This window comes from Pseudomonas sp. 7-41 (genome assembly GCF_021233075.1).
Taxonomy (GTDB): domain Bacteria; phylum Pseudomonadota; class Gammaproteobacteria; order Pseudomonadales; family Pseudomonadaceae; genus Aquipseudomonas; species Aquipseudomonas veronii.
This window is the reverse complement of the sequence record NZ_CP089551.1, coordinates 3200937-3217951: the sequence shown is the minus strand read 5'-3', so window position 1 is coordinate 3217951 and position 17015 is coordinate 3200937. Positions and strand designations below refer to the sequence as shown.

Annotated in this window: 17 protein-coding genes and 1 pseudogene; 5 read left to right on the top strand and 13 right to left on the bottom strand. The window is 59.8% G+C overall.

What is annotated here, in order from left to right:
• Positions 1-93 precede the first annotated feature (93 nt).
• The 4 genes and pseudogenes from LQ249_RS14470 (at position 94) to LQ249_RS14455 (ending at position 4490) form a co-directional block, all read left to right on the top strand.
• Positions 94-3027: a TIM-barrel domain-containing protein gene (locus LQ249_RS14470; protein WP_232566576.1), complete on the top strand. Its 2934-nt coding sequence runs from the start codon at positions 94-96 to the stop codon at positions 3025-3027.
• A gap of 225 nt (positions 3028-3252) precedes the next feature.
• Positions 3253-3516: pseudogene (locus tag LQ249_RS14465) on the top strand (transposase); the annotation flags it as partial.
• Between the two features lie 324 nt (positions 3517-3840).
• Positions 3841-4131 carry a type II toxin-antitoxin system ParD family antitoxin gene (locus LQ249_RS14460; protein WP_169881120.1) on the top strand — a complete coding sequence of 97 codons (291 nt, stop codon included), beginning with the start codon at positions 3841-3843 and terminating at the stop codon, positions 4129-4131.
• Positions 4132-4133: 2 nt separating this feature from the next.
• Complete coding sequence (locus tag LQ249_RS14455) at positions 4134-4490, top strand: type II toxin-antitoxin system RelE/ParE family toxin (RefSeq protein WP_092250824.1); 357 nt, start codon at positions 4134-4136, stop codon at positions 4488-4490.
• Positions 4491-4697: 207 nt separating this feature from the next.
• On the opposite strand, the gene LQ249_RS14450 is transcribed toward LQ249_RS14455, so the two are convergent.
• The 4 genes from LQ249_RS14450 to LQ249_RS14435 form a co-directional block, all read right to left on the bottom strand.
• A complete protein-coding gene (locus LQ249_RS14450) occupies positions 4698-4862 on the bottom strand; it encodes an integrase arm-type DNA-binding domain-containing protein (protein WP_232566575.1) in 165 nt (54 codons plus the stop codon).
• 302 nt (positions 4863-5164) lie between these two features.
• Entirely contained in the window at positions 5165-6532 is a 1368-nt protein-coding gene (locus tag LQ249_RS14445) for a glutamine synthetase family protein (RefSeq protein ID WP_169881121.1), read from the bottom strand.
• A gap of 69 nt (positions 6533-6601) precedes the next feature.
• A complete protein-coding gene (locus LQ249_RS14440; RefSeq protein ID WP_169864509.1) occupies positions 6602-8002 on the bottom strand; it encodes an aspartate aminotransferase family protein in 1401 nt (466 codons plus the stop codon).
• Between the two features lie 274 nt (positions 8003-8276).
• Positions 8277-9062: an SDR family NAD(P)-dependent oxidoreductase gene (locus tag LQ249_RS14435; protein ID WP_057004046.1), complete on the bottom strand. Its 786-nt coding sequence runs from the start codon at positions 9060-9062 to the stop codon at positions 8277-8279.
• A 97-nt stretch (positions 9063-9159) separates the two neighbouring features.
• Here LQ249_RS14435 and LQ249_RS14430 point away from each other — a divergent pair, with 97 nt between their 5' ends.
• Complete coding sequence (locus LQ249_RS14430; protein ID WP_046383313.1) at positions 9160-10065, top strand: LysR family transcriptional regulator; 906 nt, start codon at positions 9160-9162, stop codon at positions 10063-10065.
• Between the two features lie 192 nt (positions 10066-10257).
• On the opposite strand, the gene hypE is transcribed toward LQ249_RS14430, so the two are convergent.
• From hypE to LQ249_RS14385, 9 genes are read right to left on the bottom strand one after another with little or no spacing between them, the layout of a single operon-like run.
• Positions 10258-11325: a hydrogenase expression/formation protein HypE gene (hypE, locus tag LQ249_RS14425; protein WP_232566574.1), complete on the bottom strand. Its 1068-nt coding sequence runs from the start codon at positions 11323-11325 to the stop codon at positions 10258-10260.
• Positions 11322-12458: a hydrogenase formation protein HypD gene (gene hypD / locus LQ249_RS14420; protein WP_232566573.1), complete on the bottom strand. Its 1137-nt coding sequence runs from the start codon at positions 12456-12458 to the stop codon at positions 11322-11324. The genes hypE and hypD overlap by 4 nt, the downstream gene beginning before the upstream one ends.
• Positions 12455-12688 (bottom strand): HypC/HybG/HupF family hydrogenase formation chaperone, encoded by a 234-nt coding sequence (locus tag LQ249_RS14415; RefSeq protein WP_046383288.1) that lies wholly within the window; start codon positions 12686-12688, stop codon positions 12455-12457. Before LQ249_RS14415 ends, hypD begins: the two co-directional genes overlap by 4 nt.
• Entirely contained in the window at positions 12679-13842 is a 1164-nt protein-coding gene (locus tag LQ249_RS14410; RefSeq protein WP_232566572.1) for a Kae1-like domain-containing protein, read from the bottom strand. The genes LQ249_RS14415 and LQ249_RS14410 overlap by 10 nt, the downstream gene beginning before the upstream one ends.
• Positions 13835-14848: a hydrogenase nickel incorporation protein HypB gene (gene hypB, locus LQ249_RS14405; protein WP_390896563.1), complete on the bottom strand. Its 1014-nt coding sequence runs from the start codon at positions 14846-14848 to the stop codon at positions 13835-13837. The genes LQ249_RS14410 and hypB overlap by 8 nt, the downstream gene beginning before the upstream one ends.
• A gap of 23 nt (positions 14849-14871) precedes the next feature.
• Positions 14872-15219, bottom strand: a complete 348-nt coding sequence (locus LQ249_RS14400; protein ID WP_017845600.1) for a hydrogenase maturation nickel metallochaperone HypA/HybF — start codon at positions 15217-15219, stop codon at positions 14872-14874.
• Positions 15212-16294 carry a HoxV gene (locus LQ249_RS14395; protein WP_046383284.1) on the bottom strand — a complete coding sequence of 361 codons (1083 nt, stop codon included), beginning with the start codon at positions 16292-16294 and terminating at the stop codon, positions 15212-15214. Before LQ249_RS14395 ends, LQ249_RS14400 begins: the two co-directional genes overlap by 8 nt.
• Positions 16291-16794: a [NiFe]-hydrogenase assembly chaperone HybE gene (gene hybE / locus LQ249_RS14390; RefSeq protein WP_232566571.1), complete on the bottom strand. Its 504-nt coding sequence runs from the start codon at positions 16792-16794 to the stop codon at positions 16291-16293. Before hybE ends, LQ249_RS14395 begins: the two co-directional genes overlap by 4 nt.
• Complete coding sequence (locus LQ249_RS14385; RefSeq protein WP_017845597.1) at positions 16781-17011, bottom strand: rubredoxin; 231 nt, start codon at positions 17009-17011, stop codon at positions 16781-16783. Before LQ249_RS14385 ends, hybE begins: the two co-directional genes overlap by 14 nt.
• Positions 17012-17015: the final 4 nt, after the last annotated feature.

Below are 17015 nucleotides of genomic sequence, written 5' to 3'. Positions count from 1 at the left end.
TGTGCACGATTGCGAAAGCGTGGCTTTCAAGCCACTTCCCGGGATCGTGCACTTCACTCTCACACTCGGCACCCTTCACGGAGGAACTTCATCATGAGTCGTCCCCTTTCTCAAAACGCATACCTGATTGCCAATGGCGCCACTGACTTTCTTAAAGCGGACCCGGCTGGCTCGTATCAGTTTGTGACGACTGACAACTTCACCCCCAACCTCGGCCACTGGACGCCCTTCGGGAACGTTGCGGCCGTCACACAGACCGGCAACACCTTCCAGCTGACAGCGCAAAACAACAATGTCAGCCTGCAGGTATCCATTTTGTCGCCCAGTTGCTTTCGCGTCCGCTTCAACCCAGCTGCGAACGCAAGCTACGACCAGGACAACTCCTATGCCGTGATTAATCGTGACCTCGGCCCAGTGACACTCAACATCCTACAAAAAACGCACGATCTTTTACTCATCGATACCGGCACGATTCAGTTGCGTATCAACTTGCAACCCTATGCATTGCAAGTGTTCCGCGATACGGGCAATGGGTTGCAGTTGATTCATGGCGATACGATGGATGACAACCAGTACTACAATCTGGTCTTTCTGCCAGGCCATGAAGTCATTGCCAACTTCAAGCAAACACCGGCAAATGCCTACTACTTTGGGTTTGGCGAAAAAGCCGGCGCCCAACTGGCAAAAAACGGGTTCACCCTCACGCAATTCAACTTCGATAATTTCGAGTACATGTCAGGCCCATTACCGGCGGGCGAGCAGTCCGGACCGCTCAACCCAAGCGAAGCTCTTTACTGCTCAGTGCCTTTGCTGATCGAGAACAACCCTGCCCCACAGGGCGTCAATGCTGGCCCGGTTTATAGCTACGGGCTGTTCTTCGACAACCCTTCCCAGTCCTACTTCAACATCGGCGCCAACGACTATTCCAACATGGACGGCATGTACTATTTCGGCGCGCTGTATGGGGAGCTCGACTACTACTTCATGCTCGGGAACCAGGCGTCCGAGGTCGTTGATCAGTACACACAACTGACAGGGCGACCGACGTTTGCTCCCAAGTACGTACTGGGTTACCACCAAGGTTGCTATGGGTATTACGACAAGGCCAAATTGATCGAAGCTGCCGCCGCCTACCGCGAAGCCAACATCCCCATCGATGGTCTGCACATTGATATCGATTTGCAAAATAACTATCGAACATTCACCAACAGCAATATCAAGTTCGCCGATCTCGACGCAATGTTCTCAAGCCTCAAGGCCAACGGTTTTAAGTGCAGTACCAATATTACCGGGATGATCACCAATAACCCCTGCGATGAGACCGGGAATACGGTCCCCTACCCGACGCTTGACGAAGGCATCGCGCGAGGTTTCTTTCTGACCAATACGCGGGTCGGCTTGCCAACCGATGGCTCGCTGTTCCTCGGGGAGGAAAACTACGGCGTGAACTATGGCACCAACCCTTACAAATATCCGCCCTTGGAACCGGACGACCAAGGACACACTCAATTGGGTTCCGGTGGTTACTACCCCGACCTTGGCCGCCCCGAAGTCCAAACGTGGTGGGGACAGCAGTATCAATATCTGCTGTCTGCCGGTTTGGAGATGATTTGGCAGGACATGACCGATCCGGCGATCTATGCCTATTACGACACTCCGCAGATGCAGCAAGCCGCGAACGACATCGTGGATTCCAACCCACCGTATGGAGAAGCCCCTCCTCCCGAGGAAATCAGGGTGCTGTCCCCTTGGAAAACAGCACCACTGGACTTGATGGTGACAAGCTTCGGCAGCCAGGTACCGCACGCTGAAGTCCATAACGCCTACGGTCTTTTGTTGAGTGAAGCCACCTACAACGGGCTTGGCCAGTTGCGCCCCCAGCAACGAAATTTCATCATCGCGCGTGGCGGTTATGCGGGGTTGCAGCGCTACGCGGCGCTGTGGACCGGTGACTCAGCCTCAAGCTGGGACTTCCTAAGGATCAATCTGCCACAGGTACTGAACCTGGGGCTGTCTGGAATCCCCATTTCGGGTTGCGACATTGGCGGGTTTGGCCCTGGCGACGGCAGCGTAGGCGAAGGCCAAATCACTAATTACGAACTGTTCACCCGCTGGATGCAGCTGGGTTCCTTTTTGCCTTGGTACCGCAATCACTACGATGGCTATGCCAAGCAGTTTCAAGAACCGTTCAAATACGCAGAGCCTGTGCCCAGCAATTGCCGGAAATACATAGAGCTGCGCTACAGGATGTTGCAGATTTACTATGACGCACTCTACGAATCAACGCAGACGGGCATGCCGATTGCCCGTGCGTTGTTCCTTGAAGCGCAGGACCCCGGCGTCTATGACCATCTGGACGACCAGTTTTTTGTCGGTAGCAATATCCTCGTGGCCCCGATCATCGAATCGCACGAAACAGCCCGTCCGCCCACCCCGCCAGTCCGCGATATCTACCTGCCCAGCGGCTCCGAGTGGTACGCATTCGTGGATGATGATTTCCCTCTAGGGGCGCCAGTTGAAGGAGGAACACTGGTGACCGCCTATTATGCGGGGCTGGATCAGGTGCCTATCTATATACGCGCCGGAGCGATCCTTCCCATGCGTCAGTTGGAACAGTGGGTAGGGCAACTGGAAAGCAACCCGCTGACTTTCAATATCTACCCGGGCCAGGATTCAACTTACAAACTCTATCTCGATGACGGTTACACCACCCAATACGCCAGCAATAACAGCTACCGGTTGACCGAAATCAGTCATAGCGGCATTTCCAATGGTCAAAACATCCGTATCCAGCGCGTGTTCGACAACTACATCCCTTCAGAAACGTTTTACTACGTATCTTTACTCGGAGCCGAAGCGCCTCAGTCAGTGACGGTTGACGGCGAATCATTAGGCAACGCGGGGAGCCCGGAAACCCTGGCGCAGTCCAACGTCAATGCTTACTACTACAACAGCACGATAAAACAGGTCTACGCCAAGATATTCGATACAGGTCCTGACGTGACTGTGTTGATTCTCTTTCCTTGAGGAAGATGCTGCAGGTGAACGCCCTACAACGGGATAAGTGACTGTACTCATAGTCCATCAGCGATGCCGTGGCAAACCAGCTGGTTTGCCCGGTATCAACGTGCAAGGCACCGGCACACACCGGCAGCAGTACCTGGTTAAAGTAAACATTAGCCACCGACAAGTCGCACAGTCAGGCAATGCCCATCTGCGCAGCAGGCAAACGGTGGTGGTCAGTCGCTCACCCGGACCTCTGGAGCCAAGGCCGACGGGCGTTTCAATAACGATGCCTTCATCTATGACGCGGCAAAAAACGAATACATTTGTCCAACTGGCGAGGCGCTGATCTGGCGCTACTCCTACGTTGAAAAAGGCCTGAAGCTGAATCGTTATTGGAGTTCGAAATGCCAAGGCTGCGCGTTGAAATCGCAGTGTACTCCGCGCACAGAACGACGAGTTCGACGCTGGGAACATGAAACTGTATGGGAGGAAATGCAGCTTCGGCTGAGCGCCAGGGTGCGACGGACACTGGCGACAATGTCCGCGGCGCGCTTCACACGATCGGCGAGAACGCCGGAGACATCAAATAGGGCTTGGCTAAGCTGAGGGCCGAAGGCCCGCACTAATCAAGCGGCCCCTGGCGTCCCGCCTGCGGCAGCCTTTTTTGGACTTTGTGCGCTTGCAGTCCGGAGCCAGAACGCGCTGTTCGGCACGAAGGATGACCCCGTACAACACAGTTCGTCAGATACACATCCCAAACTATATGCCTCTAGGTAAAATGGCATAATATGCCAATGGCCGAAAGAACCTATTTGCCCAGAGCTGGAGCTCATTATGGCGACGCGAAACGTTGTGCTCACCCCTCACCAGGAACAGGTCATCCAGGACCTGGTACAGTCCGGCCGTTATCAGAATGCCAGCGAAGTGATGCGAGAAGGTTTGCGGCTATTGGAACAACGTATCGCCGAAGACACCGCCAAAATTGAGGCCCTGCGTCAGGCGAACTCGATCGGCATCATGGATCTTGAGCACGGGCGCTTTACTCAGGTGAACGAAGGGGATCTGGAGCCCTACCTCGAGGGCTTGAGCCTGGAGGCCACCCTCCCCGCGAGAGAGAAACACTGAGCATGCCGCAGTATCGGATTTCCAACCCGGCGCGCGCCGACATTGTCGACATCCTCAGGCTCTCCCAGACGCAGTTCGGTGATCAAGCACGTCAGCGCTACCAGGCGCTGATCCTCGCGGCGCTGCAAGCGCTTGCCGACACGCCTTATCGCATTGGCAGCCACGACCGCGATGAGCTTGCACCGGGCCTTCGCAGCTATCACCTTATCTATTCACGCCAGCAGGCCAAACAAACCCATGGAACGGTCAAAAGCCCACGCCATATCGTGTTCTATCGTGTGGCAAACGACGACGTGATCGAGGTCGTCAGACTCCTTCATGACGCCATGGAAGTGCAGTTGCACTTGCCTAACGACTGATCAGCGACCTGGCCCAACGGCTTAACTGGCCAGGAATAGCGAAGGTAAGGCGCCACCTCTATATCTCAACCTGAGCACCCTCGTTGTCAGCCGACTTGGCGGCCAATTGAAGCGGGAGGTTCTGGGTCCAACCGGGCTATCGAGACCCACGACCAGAAACACTATGTTCAACTTTGCGTACCACTTTCAATGCAGAACAACCGCTTCTTAGGCGTTTTCCGTGACCAGGCGCCTAGCATTACGCTCCAGCTGTCGATGGACACGCGGATCGATGCCCCTAGCGACCAGAGCCCTCGCAACATCACGCAGAGCACGAGCATCTCGCGAGTCAATTTCAGGATAGGTGCAGAGAGACAGACCCGACAACTCCACTTAAGGATATCGACTCATTACCCATATCCTATTCCGAACGACCACGGATTTGCCACATTTGGGTTGCTCAATCAGTATACGGAGGCGCACTGAATACCAGCGACCGCCACCCAGTTCCGTGTCAGAATTCGCCATTCGCGATCGCTGGCACACACGGTGCGAATGGGGGCAAAACTGGGGGCACAATTCGTTTATTTCAGGCTAAAACCGCCGAGCTAGAGCCCAGTCAAAATGTTTTTTGGCGACCCGGATAGCCGTTGAGATCGACCAGTTCGCATTTCAAGGCAGCCAGCCGCCAACACTCATGCGTGAGTGAGGTACCAGCGCCAGTCCTGCTCCCCGACTTCGGCATTGAATGTACGGAACTCGCGCCACTTGATCGCCAGGAACACCTTCAGGAATTCAGCCCCCAGCACCTCACGTGCCCACGTTGAACGTTGCAGTGCCTGCAACGCTGTAAGCCAGTCGGTGGGTAGAAAATCGGTCGCCTGTTCATAGCCATTGCCCACAATCGCCGCGCCAGGATCGCTTTGATGAGTGATGCCGTGGTGAATGCCCGCCAGTACTGCGGCGGCAGCGAGATAGGGGTTGGCATCGGCACCGCAAATACGGTGTTCGATGTGCCGACTTATCGCGGGGCCGCCGGGTACGCGGAACGACACAGTACGATTGTTGACGCCCCAGCTTTTGGCCAGCGGCGCGTAACTGCCGGTCTGGAAGCGTCGATATGAATTGGCATGCGGGCAAAATATCGCCAGCGAGTCAAACAAGGTCTCCATCATCCCACCGATGGAGTGCCGCAACAGCGGCGTACCCTGTGGGTCTTCGCTCGCATACAGGTTGTGCCCCTGCTCGTCGGCCAGGCTGACGTGCAAATGCATACCGCTACCGGCCTGATCGCTGAATGGCTTGGCCATGAAGCACGCTTGCAGCCCATGTTGGTTGGCCACGCCTTTGACCAGGCGTTTGTAACGTACACCTTCATCAATGGCTTGGAGTGCGTCGAAACGATGCTCCAGCGTCAACTCGAGCTGGCCCGGAGCGTACTCGGAGATCGCCGTGCGTACCGGCAGCCCTTGCAGCGCGCAAGCTGCGTAGAGGTCATCAAGAAAAGGTTGAAGCTGTTCCAGTTCGTATACGCCATACACCTGTGGCGCATGAGGGCGTACGCCATTGGTCTGCAACGCTGGCTGCGGCCGACCGTTGACGTCGCGTTGTTGGTCCAGCAGGTAAAACTCCAACTCAACGGCCATGACCGGATGGAGTCCATCGGCTTTCAACCGCTCGATGGTGTTCACCAGGACATGGCGCGGGTCGGCCGGTGCGGCGGGAATACCTTGGGTCGGGTGCATGCTCACCTGCACTTGGCCTGTTGGGTTGGTACGCCAGGGTTGCAAGGTCAGGCTTCCCGGCAGGGGGTAAGTCCAGCAATCAGCATCAGCGACGTCCCAGACCAGGCCAGTCTCGTCTACGTCTTCACCCTGCACGGTCAAGGCGAGAATCGAGCTTGGCAGCGGCCGACCATTTTCGTAGATCGCCAGCAGTTCGTCGCGATGCAACAGTTTGCCCCGTGGAACACCATTGGCGTCGATAAGAAACAACTCGATGCTCAGCACTTCAGGGTGGGCGGCCAGATAATCCTGAGCCTCTTTTTTATCAGCAAATTGCATGTCAAACCTCTCAGCGCTCATTCAAGCGACTTGGCAGTATGTGAGAAAAGTGGGGCTTCAGACGTCCAGTCATGAAGGGGTGACGCGAGCGCCAGGTAGGGCAAGCAGCGTGGTCAGCGCGCTATCCAACTCACCGATCAGCCTGTCGATATCCGCCTGACTTGTCTGCGGACAGCACAGGGTCATGTTGTGAAAAGGCGTGATCAGGATGCCGCGGTTGATTAGATAAAGGTGCAGAGCCATTTGAAGGCTGTCATGAAAAGCCGCTTCGGCTTGCGCGCCTGTTCTGGGCGACGTGGCACAGAATTGAAACTCACAACGAGCCCCTAACTCTGTGACAGACCAGTTCAGTTGGTGGCGCTTGAACAACGCTCGAAATCCCTGGGCGAGTCTTGAGGCCAGGGGCAGCATGTGCTGGTACGCAGACGCTGTCATGACCTCTTCAAGACTGACTCGCATGCAATGCATCGCCAGGGCGTTGGCGGACAGCGTCGTTCCCATCCCACTGTGGCCATGCCCGCCACTCTCTTCGCTGACGGCCTTCTGCGCGTCGCGCATGGCCAAGGCGACTTGCTCGCTAATGCCAAACACCGCGCATGGCACGCCACCTGCGATGGGTTTACCCACCACGAAAAAGTCGGGTTTCAAATCCCACTGGCGAGTGCATCCACCGATGCCGGTGGAAATAGTGTGGGTCTCATCAATGACCAACAGGCTGCCATATTTAAGGGTCAACTCTCGGCACTTTTGCATGAACCCCGGATCGGGCAGGACCATGCCTATGTTCGTCATCGCCGGCTCGCACATCAGCGCGCACACATCGCCCTGGGCTAACGCCGCCTCAAGCGCGTCGACGTCGTTGAAGGGGATGGATCGACTGTATTGGGTCAAGTCGTAGGCTTGGCCCACAAGGCCGGCACGGTGCACTGTTTTGCCGTCGCGGTAGCGCACCATCACGTCATCTACGGTGCCGTGATAACAGCCGTCGAACACCAGCAAGACATTACGTTTGGTGATCGCGCGCGCCCAGCGCAACACATAACGATTGGCGTCCGTCGCATTGGCGGTCACCTGCCAATAAGGCAGCTCGAATCGCTGAGCCAGCAACTCGCCGCAGACCACCGCGTCTTCGCCAGGCAGCATGGTGGTCAAGCCATTATTTGCCTGCTCGGCGATGGCGCGGGCAATAGGGTCCGGTGAATGGCCAAACATCGTGCCGGTGTCGCCCAGGCAGAAGTCAATGTATTCATGATCGTCAACATCGGTGAAGCGTGCGCCTTTGGCACGCTGGACGAAGAGCGGTGAAGGCATCGACCAATCGCTCATCCAGTGCATGGGAACACCATTGAACAGATGAGCCTTGGCACGCTTGGCGAGCGCCATTGACGTTGGGTTGTTTTGTATAAAACGGGCACGTTCGGAGGCGGTAAAAGCAGCAATCGCTGATTCACTAATTCCACTTTTCGACATGATAAAAACCCTCTTTTAATTATTACATTAATTAAAATTCGTCACCGTCGAGATAAAAAGACAATCCATCGCCACACTCACTCCCCTCTCAGTTCGTGAATGACTGAAAACAACGTGCCAACCTCTTACAACTTGAGTGTTCGCCGTCAGTATTTGCAGCGCGGATTAACCTATGCCTGGGTATATTGCGGTGAGCGCAGAAACTTTATTTGGATCATTAATTTATCCCGCTGAATAATCTGAGGTTCAGGGAATAAACCGACGTAACTTGAAGTCAGGCGTGAGGAGCCTTGTTCTCGACCAGACAGTTCCCGCCGTCCACCACAAGGACTTCACCCGTGATGTAACTGGCGTCAGGCGACGCCAGGAATGCAACCGCCGCCGCCACTTCGCGGGGGTTGCCTGCCCGTCCAATCGGGGTAAAGCGCCCCGCCTCTGCTTCAACGGGCGTGGTTGAGCCGGTGGTGATCCATCCGGGAGCCACGCTGTTTACAGTAATCCCCTGCTTGGCGACTTCAAGTGCAAGCCCCATGTTCATGCCAACCATCGCGGCCTTGGCTGCGCTATAAGCGGCCTCGCCCGGATTGCTCCCCCGGGTGCCTGTGGTGGAACTAATATTGACAATGCGTCCGTAACTTCGCGCCCGCATACCGGGCAAAACGGCCCGAGTTAAAAGAAAAGCCGTGGTTAAGTTTCTTGCCAGTGAAAGATTCCATTCATGCAGTTCCATACTTGCCAATTCCGAAAAAATCTCAGGGCTTCCTTGCATGGCCATACCGGCGTTATTCACCAGGATATCGACCCGCCCCCAGACTGACTCTGCCCACAGGCCGAATTCACGCACTTGGCTTTCATCGGTGAGGTCAGCTGGCCGGCCTTCAACTTCAAACCCTTCGAGGCGTAGCTCTTTAACCCGATCCGCGATGCGGTTGCTGCTGGCAGTGATGATCAACTTCGCCCCGGATGCACCTAGCCTGCGAGCGATCGCCATACCAATGCCAGCTTCACTTCCAGCACCACTGACAAGTGCCACATGCCCCATCAACTCGGTATTTAACATGGTGTTCCCCACGTACTTAATTTGTAATAGGAGTGGAAATTAGGCTAATGAATCTGATAAATAAAGACGATCATTATCAGAAAATCTGACAACCACGATGGCGTTTACCAGCGAGTCACTTAAAATTTTCCTTTCGGTCGTGGACAGCGGCTCCTTTTCCGCCGCAGCCCGAAAGTTAGGCCGGGTTCCCTCCGCTATCAACATGGCGGTGTCGCAGCTTGAAGCAGAGTTGGATCTCTTGCTTTTTGACCGATCGACCCGCAAAGCCATTCCGACCGCAGCCGCCAAAGCACTTGAGCCCCAGGCAAGACAGGTCGCTAGCCAGTTAAACCTGCTGGACGCCCATGCCCTCCAGCTTCATCAGGGGTTGGAGGGGCGCTTGGTCCTTGCGATGGCGCCAGAGCTACAAACAGGCGTGTGGAATCGTCCGCTGTCCATTATCGCCAAAGAGTTTCCCACCCTTGAAATCGAGATTCGCTCCGCGTCCCATCCGGAGGCGATTCGCATGCTCCATGAAGGACGTGTGCAATTGGCACTTGGATTTGAACGACCCGGGCTTGACGAGCGGGAGACGTTTCTTGAAGCGGGGAGCCAGTTGTTAGTCGCAGTTGCCTCTCCAGATCATCCGGCGGCCGCCGGCAAGAAAAGCCCTTTAGGTGAAGAGCAACTGGTGGACGTTCGGCAGATCATCGTTGCGACTGGAGGACCTACAGACTCTGACCCACGTGTTGTGCTGTCGCGGCGGATTTGGCTCAGCGACAGTTATCTGGCAACGCTGGATCTGGTGCAGCAAGGATTGGGCTGGGCTTATCTTCCACAGCCGCTGGTACAACCGCTAATCACTTCGGGCGCATTGACGGAGGTGGTGTTTGACAACATGCCAAGTCAGATGCGGTTATGGGTCGACATCATCTGGGTAAAGAACCGACCTCTGGGGCTGGGCGCGCGTCGTTACCTGAGTCTGATGCGCGAAATTGCCGAGGGCGAGCCTCGTCGTACTTGAGAAGTAAACAATTTGGGGGGGGGTTAGTGGCCACCAACGGCCTCCTCTGGCATGACGCGCCCCATCAACCTCTCACGCATCGCAGGTATTGTCCTCGAGGTCAACCCAAGGTTCTTTAGCCAGGACGCCTTGCAACGCATGGCGGCATCCTCCAGTTGCCGCCATTCGTTGCTGACTCAAGGTCTCAAGGGCTCAGCAGATTCTCGGCAGTTGTTCGCCCGACAACCAGTCCACCACCCTGCGCCCGCCGAATCGGGTCTGCATCTGCACGAAACCGTGGGCGTCTTCAAGGACCGTACCGATACGCACCGCATGTTCGCCCAACGGGTTGAGGCGCATACAGTCGAGCAGCGGCTGGGCGTCTTCTTCGGCGCAGATTGCGATCAGCTTACCCTCGTTGGCGATGTACAGCGGGTCCAGGCCCAACAGTTCGCAGGCGGCCTCAACCTGCGGCTGCACGGGAATCGCCGCTTCGTCCAACAGCATGCCGACTCCGGACTGACCGGCAATTTCGTTCAGCGTGGTCGCCAAACCGCCTCGGGTCGGGTCGCGCAGTACGCGCAGGCCGGGAGCGACCGCGAGCATCTGCGCCACTAAACCATGCAGTGCCGCACTGTCAGAGAGGATTTCGGTTTCGAACGCCAGCCCTTCTCGCTTGGACATGATCGCCACACCATGTTCGCCGATGCTGCCGGACACCAGGATCGCATCGCCGGGACGTGCGCGATGCCCGCCCGTGTCGACCCCGTTGGGGATAATGCCGATGCCGGTGGTGCTGATGAACACGCCGTCGCCACTGCCGCGTTCCACGACTTTGGTGTCGCCGGTGATGATCGGCACCCCGGCATCGCGGGAGGCGCGGCCCATCGACTCAACGATGCGCTTGAGGTCAGCGAGGGCAAAGCCTTCCTCGATGATGAAGCTGGCTGAGAGATAAAGCGGCCGCGCGCCGCCCATGGCGACGTCGTTGAGGGTGCCATGCACAGACAAGCTGCCAATGTCGCCACCGGGGAAAAACAGCGGCGACACCACGTGTGCGTCGGTGGCCATGACCATGCGTTCTCCGGGTTTGAGTTCCGGGCTGAAGGCGGCGCCATCGTTGCCCTGGCGCAACCACGGGTTGTCGAAGGCGGCGACGAATAGCTCTTCGATCAACTGCGCCGATGCGCGCCCGCCGGCACCGTGGCCCATATCGACCACGCCGTCGCGAAAATTGAGGGGGCGTACATAACCGCGTTTTACGGGGGAACGGCCGCTCATACTGCAACAACCTCGATGTCTTTATAGCGCCCGTAGGCGTAATGAGCGGCGCAGGCGCCTTCGTTGGAGACCATGCACGAGCCCATGGGGTTTTCCGGGGTGCATACGCTGCCAAACAGGCGGCAGTCGGTGGGCTTTTTCTGGCCGCGCAGGATCGGCCCGCATTCGCAGGCTTTGTTATCGGCCACGGCGCGGTAATGCAGGTCGAAGCGTTTTTCTGCATCGAAGGCGGCGAATTTCGCGCGAATGCGCAAGGCGCTGAACGGCACCTCGCCAAGCCCGCGCCATTCGAAGCTCTCACGCAGTTCGAAGACCTCGTCCATCAAGGTCTGGGCGGCGCTGTTGCCATTGCGGCCGACGGCGCGGACGAATTCGTTTTCGACCTCGGCGCGCCCGCCGTTGACCTGGCGCACCAGCATCAAAATCGCCTGTATCACGTCCAGCGGTTCGAAACCGGCAATCACCACCGGCTTGCGGTATCGGCGGGCGAACTCGGCGTAGGGTTCGGAGCCAATGATGATGCTCACATGCGCCGGGCCGACGAAGCCGTCCAGTTCCACCGCCGCCGGATCCTGCCCGGGGGCCGCAAGGATATGCTCGATGGCCGCCGGGGTCAGGACATGGCAGCACAGCACGCTGAAGTTTTTCAGGCCGCGAGCGGCGGCGTCGCGGATCACCAGGGCGGTCGGCGGCGTGGTGGTTTCGAAGCCAATGGCCAGGAACACCACTTCACGCTCGGGGTTGGCCTCGGCGATTTTCAGCGCATCGCTGGGCGAGTAGATCATGCGGATATCCGCGCCTTGTGCCTTGGCGCGCAGCAGCGAGAGGCCACCGGACGCCGGCACGCGCAGGGTGTCGCCATAGCTGCAGAGGATCGCTCCGTCCTCCAGCGCCAGCTTCACCGCCAGGTCGATACGCCCAATCGGCAAGACACACACCGGGCAGCCGGGGCCGTGGATCATGCGGACATTGGCGGGCAGCAAATCGCTCACGCCGTAACGCGATATCGCATGGGTGTGGCCGCCACAGAATTCCATGAAGCGGTATTGGCGTTCCGGCCGGACTTCGTCGCGGATGCGCTCGGCAATGCGTTGTGCCAGTTCGCCGTCGCGGTATTCATCGATGTACTTCATAGGGCTTCCGGTTGCAGGCGGTCCAGCTCTTCGAACATGGCCAGGGTCCGCTGGGCTTCTTCGGGGTCGATCAGGCCGAGGGCGTAACCGACGTGGACGATCACGTAGTCGTCGACCTGGGCTTGCGGCACCAGCGCCAGGGAGATTTCCTTGCGGATACCGCCCAAGTCGACGAGTGCGTTATCGCCGTCGCGCAATTCGATCACGCGTGCGGGAATGGCTAGGCACATGCTTGGGATTCCTTCAATGGCAAAGCGGGTTGGCGCTGCGGGTCGCGCCAGTGCGCGGCAACCCAGGCTTGACCCAGGGCCAGCCCGGCATCGCCGCACGACACAGCCTGCGCGCTGAAAACCGCTAAGCCCCTGGCGCTCAATCGTTGCGTGAGCCGGGCACTGAGCAGGCGATTGGCGAAGCATCCGCCCCCGAGCAGCACCGGCAGCGTGGTGGATTGGTGCTCGACCCAGTCAGCGAGAGCGGCGGCCAGCGTCAGGTGAAACAGCGCCGCGCCTTCTGCGCTGCGTGCGCTGTCGGCGAGTTCGAACAGGCGGGTCAGCAGCGGGAGCAGATCGAGCACGCCGTCAGCGCGGAGATGCCACAGGCCGTCGATGACGGGCTCGGCGTGGGTTGCCAGGTATTCAGCGGCCAGACGCTCCAGGGCAATGGCCGCCTCGGCCTCGAATTGTTGACGCACGCTGATGCCGAGAATCCCCGCAGCGGCATCGAACCAACGGCCGGCGCCACTGCTCGGCGGGCAGTTGAGATTGCGCGCGAGCATCTGCGCGACAGTGTTCGCGCTTTGTTCGCCGACCAGCGGCCCGAGCCGCCTGAGGATTTCATCGTCGCGCCCCAGCAGGTGCAGCGCCGCGGCGGCCAGGCGCCAGGGTTCGCGGGCGGCCACATCGCCACCGGGCAGCGGCAGTGGCAATAGATAACCGAGTCGGCGCCAGGCATCGCTGGCCACCCAGAGCAACTCGCCGCCCCAGGCTGCGCCATCGCTGCCAAGGCCCACGCCGTCCAGCGCCAGGCCGAGTACCGGGCCGTCGAGGCCATGTTCGGCCATCAGCGCGGCAATGTGCGCGTGGTGATGCTGCACGGCTACGGCGGGCACGTTGAGTTTTTCCGCCAGCGTCACCGCCAGTTGCGAGCTATAGAAATCCGGGTGCAAGTCATGGGCGATGGCTTGCGGCGTGACTTCAGCGCACGCCAACAGAACGTCCAACGACGCCGCCAGGTCCAGGCAGCTTTGCGGGTCGCCCAAGTCACCGTGGAGTGGCGACCACAGCACCTGATCGCCCTGCAACAGGCAGGCGGTGTTCTTCAGCCACGCGCCACAGGCCAGCACCGGCGGCCAGACCTGCGCGCCAGGCAGTTTTTCGCTACGCATGCGGGGCCTCCACCTGAGCCTTGAGGCGGGCCAGTTCAGCTTCCAGCTCGGCGATGCGCGCGGCGCGGCGGTCAACCTCGGGGGCGCCGGCCAGCAACCAGTCGAGCCAGGCATCCAGCCCGGTGCCGTCGCGGGCGCTGAGCTGGATGATCTGGATCTGCGGGTTGACCTGTCGCGCATAGTCCAGGCAGCGCTGCACGTCGAAATCCAGGTGCGGCAACAGGTCGATCTTGTTGAGGATCATCAGGCGCGCTGCGGCGAACATGTCCGGGTACTTGAGGGGTTTGTCTTCGCCCTCGGTCACCGACAGGATCGCCACTTTGCCCGCCTCGCCCAGATCCCAGAGCGCGGGGCAGACCAGATTGCCGACGTTCTCGATGAACAGCATGCCGGCCGGCTCACCGCCGTCATGGGCGTGATGGCTGTGTTGATGCTGTTGAGTCTGTACGTGGGCGTGCGGCTGCTGGTCAACGTGGCTATGCACAAACGACTGATGCGTGTGACCGGCGGCGTGCAGCGCGTCGTGCAGCGGCAGGCGGCTATAGGCTTCGGTGATCATCCGGGCATCGAGGTGGCAGCCTTTGCCGGTGTTGATCTGGATCGCGGGTACGCCGGTTTCGCGGATGCGCTCGGCGTCGTGACGGGTTTGCTGATCGCCCTCGATCACCGCCAGCGGCAAGTCGGCGCGGCGCTGGCGCAGGGCCATGAGGGTGCTGCACAACAGGGTGGTCTTGCCGGAACCGGGGCTGGACACCAGATTGAGGGCCAGTACGCCGTGGGCGGTGAAGTTTTCCCGGTTACGCGCGGCGTGCCGGTCGTTTTCGCCGAGGATGTCTTGCTCCAGGCGGATGGTGCGGGCCTGGCTCATGCCGGGCACTGAAACCCGCGCCTGACCCGCGCCGTAATGCAGGTCGCCGGTAGCGTCGACCTGCACATCGCTATCGGTGGCCGGAGCTTCGGTCTTGTCGTGTGAATGCCCGGTTCCGCAACCGCAGACGACGCACATGGTGTACCTCCAAAATCAAACGATTAATGATCCTCGACCTGCAGGTCGAGGATGCGCAATTCAGTCCCGCCGGTGGGTTGCAGCCAAAAGCCGCCGCATTGCGGGCAGCCGGCGCCGCGCTCGATCAGCGGCACGCTGATGGCGCAATCCAGGCACCAGGCCTGGCCCGGCGGTTGTTCAATGTCGATTTGCGCGCCGGCCAGCAAGGTGCCGGGCGCCAGTGCTTCAAGGGCGAAACGCAGCGCCTCGATTTCAACGCCGGCCAGCGTGCCAGCCTCCAGGCGCAGGCGGCTGACCCGCACGAACGGATCGCGCCTGGCCGCCGCCTCGACGGCGCTGAGAATGCCGCCCGCCAGACTCACTTCATGCATGAATAATGTCCTCGCTCGGTACGGCTTCAAGCTCAAGGGTGAAGCCGATGCACGGGTCGAAAGCCGCGATCAACAGCTCAGCGCGACGTCGCGTGGCCGGATCGCCGGCTGACATCGTCGCCAAACCCTGGGCCAGCGCGCCGTGGGGATGAAGGTTCCATTCGGTCGGCGCGATGACCTGATAGTCGCGGATCAACACACCGGCATTCATTCGCTCCAGACAGACCCGGTGCAACAACAGGCCGCGCGACGTTTCGCTCCAGGCCAACGCCTCGTCGGGCCCCAGCGCCAATGCGCCGAGTGCCAAGCCAGCGGGCTGTGGCAGCGAGAGCCGCGCCAATTCGGCGAGGCGCGCGCCCAGACGCAGCCAGACGCTGGCGTAGCGTTGGGGGTCGGCCTCACGCGCGCGGGTCCAACTGCCCGTCTCACAGGGTAGCCCGAAGGCCACCGGATGCAACGCAAAATCGCTGGCCTCTCGCAGTTGGGCGGCCACCACCTGCAGCGCTTGGGTGTTGCCGGCCAGTGACAGGGCATGCACCGGCAGTTGCAGGGCGTGGGCATCCTCGCGGCAATCGGCCAGGGCGTGCGCCAGCCAATGATCGCTGCGCTGGCTCCACTCATCGAGCGCGCTGAACGGCTCAGCGTCCCATCGTTCAAGCCATTGCGCCACCGACTCGCCCAACCAGGCGGCCATCGCCTGTTGCGGGGCGTGTTCCCAGGCATGCAGTAGGCTGAGATCGGGGCGCACCGACGGGTTACCCAGCAACCGCGGCCATTCGAGCAGCATACGCCGCACATGCTCGCGGCGGGTTTCGGCCTCCAGCATGCGCTGGGTGTTGGGGTCGATGGGGGTTTCGCCATGCAGTGCGGTGTCGACGGCCAACGCTGCGGTCAAGCGGTGCGCTTGCCCGCACAGGCTATAGAGCAACGGCAAGTGGTGCGCGGCAGTCTGTGGCGGCTGGCCGCGCAACAAGGTGGCGGCCAGCGCCGGACGCCCGCCGACAATCGCGGGCTGCTGACCGGGACGCACCCGCAATGAGCCGCCGAGCCGCGCCAAGCTTGCCATGGCGGTCATTGCGCGCCCCCGGACACGCGTCCGAACAGCAAGCCACGGCGGCTGATGGCCGGGCGTTCGGGTGCGCGTTCGGGCGCGTCCCGCAACAGCGCCAGCACCTGTTCGGCGGTTTGCCGGGCCGCGTCCTGATCGGCAAATTCAAACATCGGTGAAAACAGCGAACAGCTCTCGTAGCCACCGATGTCTTCGCCGTCTGCGCCAATGAAGGTCAGGCACTGCCCGCCAAATTGATGTTCGCCTGACGCCCCCTGAGCCAGGAGTGTGCCGCGGTTCTCCGGCAGCCAGATCAGGTTCATGAACCAAGGGGTGATCAGAACACCCAGCACCCCGGTTGCCGCGTTTTCCCCGGCGATTTGCGCGCTGAAGCCCACCGCCTCGACCGCCAGCTGTTGATTGAGAAACGGCAACCCGCGCATGCGTGTCTCGGCGATGCCCTGGAAGTGCGCGCACAGGGTTTGTGCCTGTTGCGCCGGGCCGTCTTGGCGCTCAGACAGGTTCATCGATCACCATGAACTGCTCGGCATCGCCATCGCAATTCGGGCAACGCCAATGCTCCGGCAATGCGGAGAACGGCGTACCCGGCTCAATCTGCCAGACCGGGTCGCCGTCGCGCGGGTCATACACCCACCAGCAGATTTTGCATTCCAGGCGGGTGGCGTCGCTGATCCGCGCGTTGTCGCCGCCGTAGCTGCCTTCGAAGCCGGTTTTTTCGTTCATCGTG

What these genes read in the sequence shown, in the direction of transcription:
- LQ249_RS14415 (WP_046383288.1), bottom strand. Translation starts at nt 12,688, where the DNA reads ATGTGCCTAGCCATTCCCGCACGCGTGATCGAATTGCGCGACGGCGAT.
- hypD (WP_232566573.1), bottom strand. Translation starts at nt 12,458, where the DNA reads ATGAAGTACATCGATGAATACCGCGACGGCGAACTGGCACAACGCATT.
- LQ249_RS14400 (WP_017845600.1), bottom strand. Translation starts at nt 15,219, where the DNA reads ATGCATGAAGTGAGTCTGGCGGGCGGCATTCTCAGCGCCGTCGAGGCG.
- LQ249_RS14430 (WP_046383313.1), top strand. Translation starts at nt 9,160, where the DNA reads ATGGCGTTTACCAGCGAGTCACTTAAAATTTTCCTTTCGGTCGTGGAC.
- hypB (WP_390896563.1), bottom strand. Translation starts at nt 14,848, where the DNA reads ATGTGCGTCGTCTGCGGTTGCGGAACCGGGCATTCACACGACAAGACC.
- LQ249_RS14410 (WP_232566572.1), bottom strand. Translation starts at nt 13,842, where the DNA reads ATGCGTAGCGAAAAACTGCCTGGCGCGCAGGTCTGGCCGCCGGTGCTG.
- LQ249_RS14455 (WP_092250824.1), top strand. Translation starts at nt 4,134, where the DNA reads ATGCCGCAGTATCGGATTTCCAACCCGGCGCGCGCCGACATTGTCGAC.
- LQ249_RS14440 (WP_169864509.1), bottom strand. Translation starts at nt 8,002, where the DNA reads ATGTCGAAAAGTGGAATTAGTGAATCAGCGATTGCTGCTTTTACCGCC.
- hypE (WP_232566574.1), bottom strand. Translation starts at nt 11,325, where the DNA reads ATGAGCGGCCGTTCCCCCGTAAAACGCGGTTATGTACGCCCCCTCAAT.
- LQ249_RS14385 (WP_017845597.1), bottom strand. Translation starts at nt 17,011, where the DNA reads ATGAACGAAAAAACCGGCTTCGAAGGCAGCTACGGCGGCGACAACGCG.
- LQ249_RS14445 (WP_169881121.1), bottom strand. Translation starts at nt 6,532, where the DNA reads ATGCAATTTGCTGATAAAAAAGAGGCTCAGGATTATCTGGCCGCCCAC.
- LQ249_RS14435 (WP_057004046.1), bottom strand. Translation starts at nt 9,062, where the DNA reads ATGTTAAATACCGAGTTGATGGGGCATGTGGCACTTGTCAGTGGTGCT.
- hybE (WP_232566571.1), bottom strand. Translation starts at nt 16,794, where the DNA reads ATGAACCTGTCTGAGCGCCAAGACGGCCCGGCGCAACAGGCACAAACC.
- LQ249_RS14470 (WP_232566576.1), top strand. Translation starts at nt 94, where the DNA reads ATGAGTCGTCCCCTTTCTCAAAACGCATACCTGATTGCCAATGGCGCC.
- LQ249_RS14395 (WP_046383284.1), bottom strand. Translation starts at nt 16,294, where the DNA reads ATGACCGCCATGGCAAGCTTGGCGCGGCTCGGCGGCTCATTGCGGGTG.
- LQ249_RS14460 (WP_169881120.1), top strand. Translation starts at nt 3,841, where the DNA reads ATGGCGACGCGAAACGTTGTGCTCACCCCTCACCAGGAACAGGTCATC.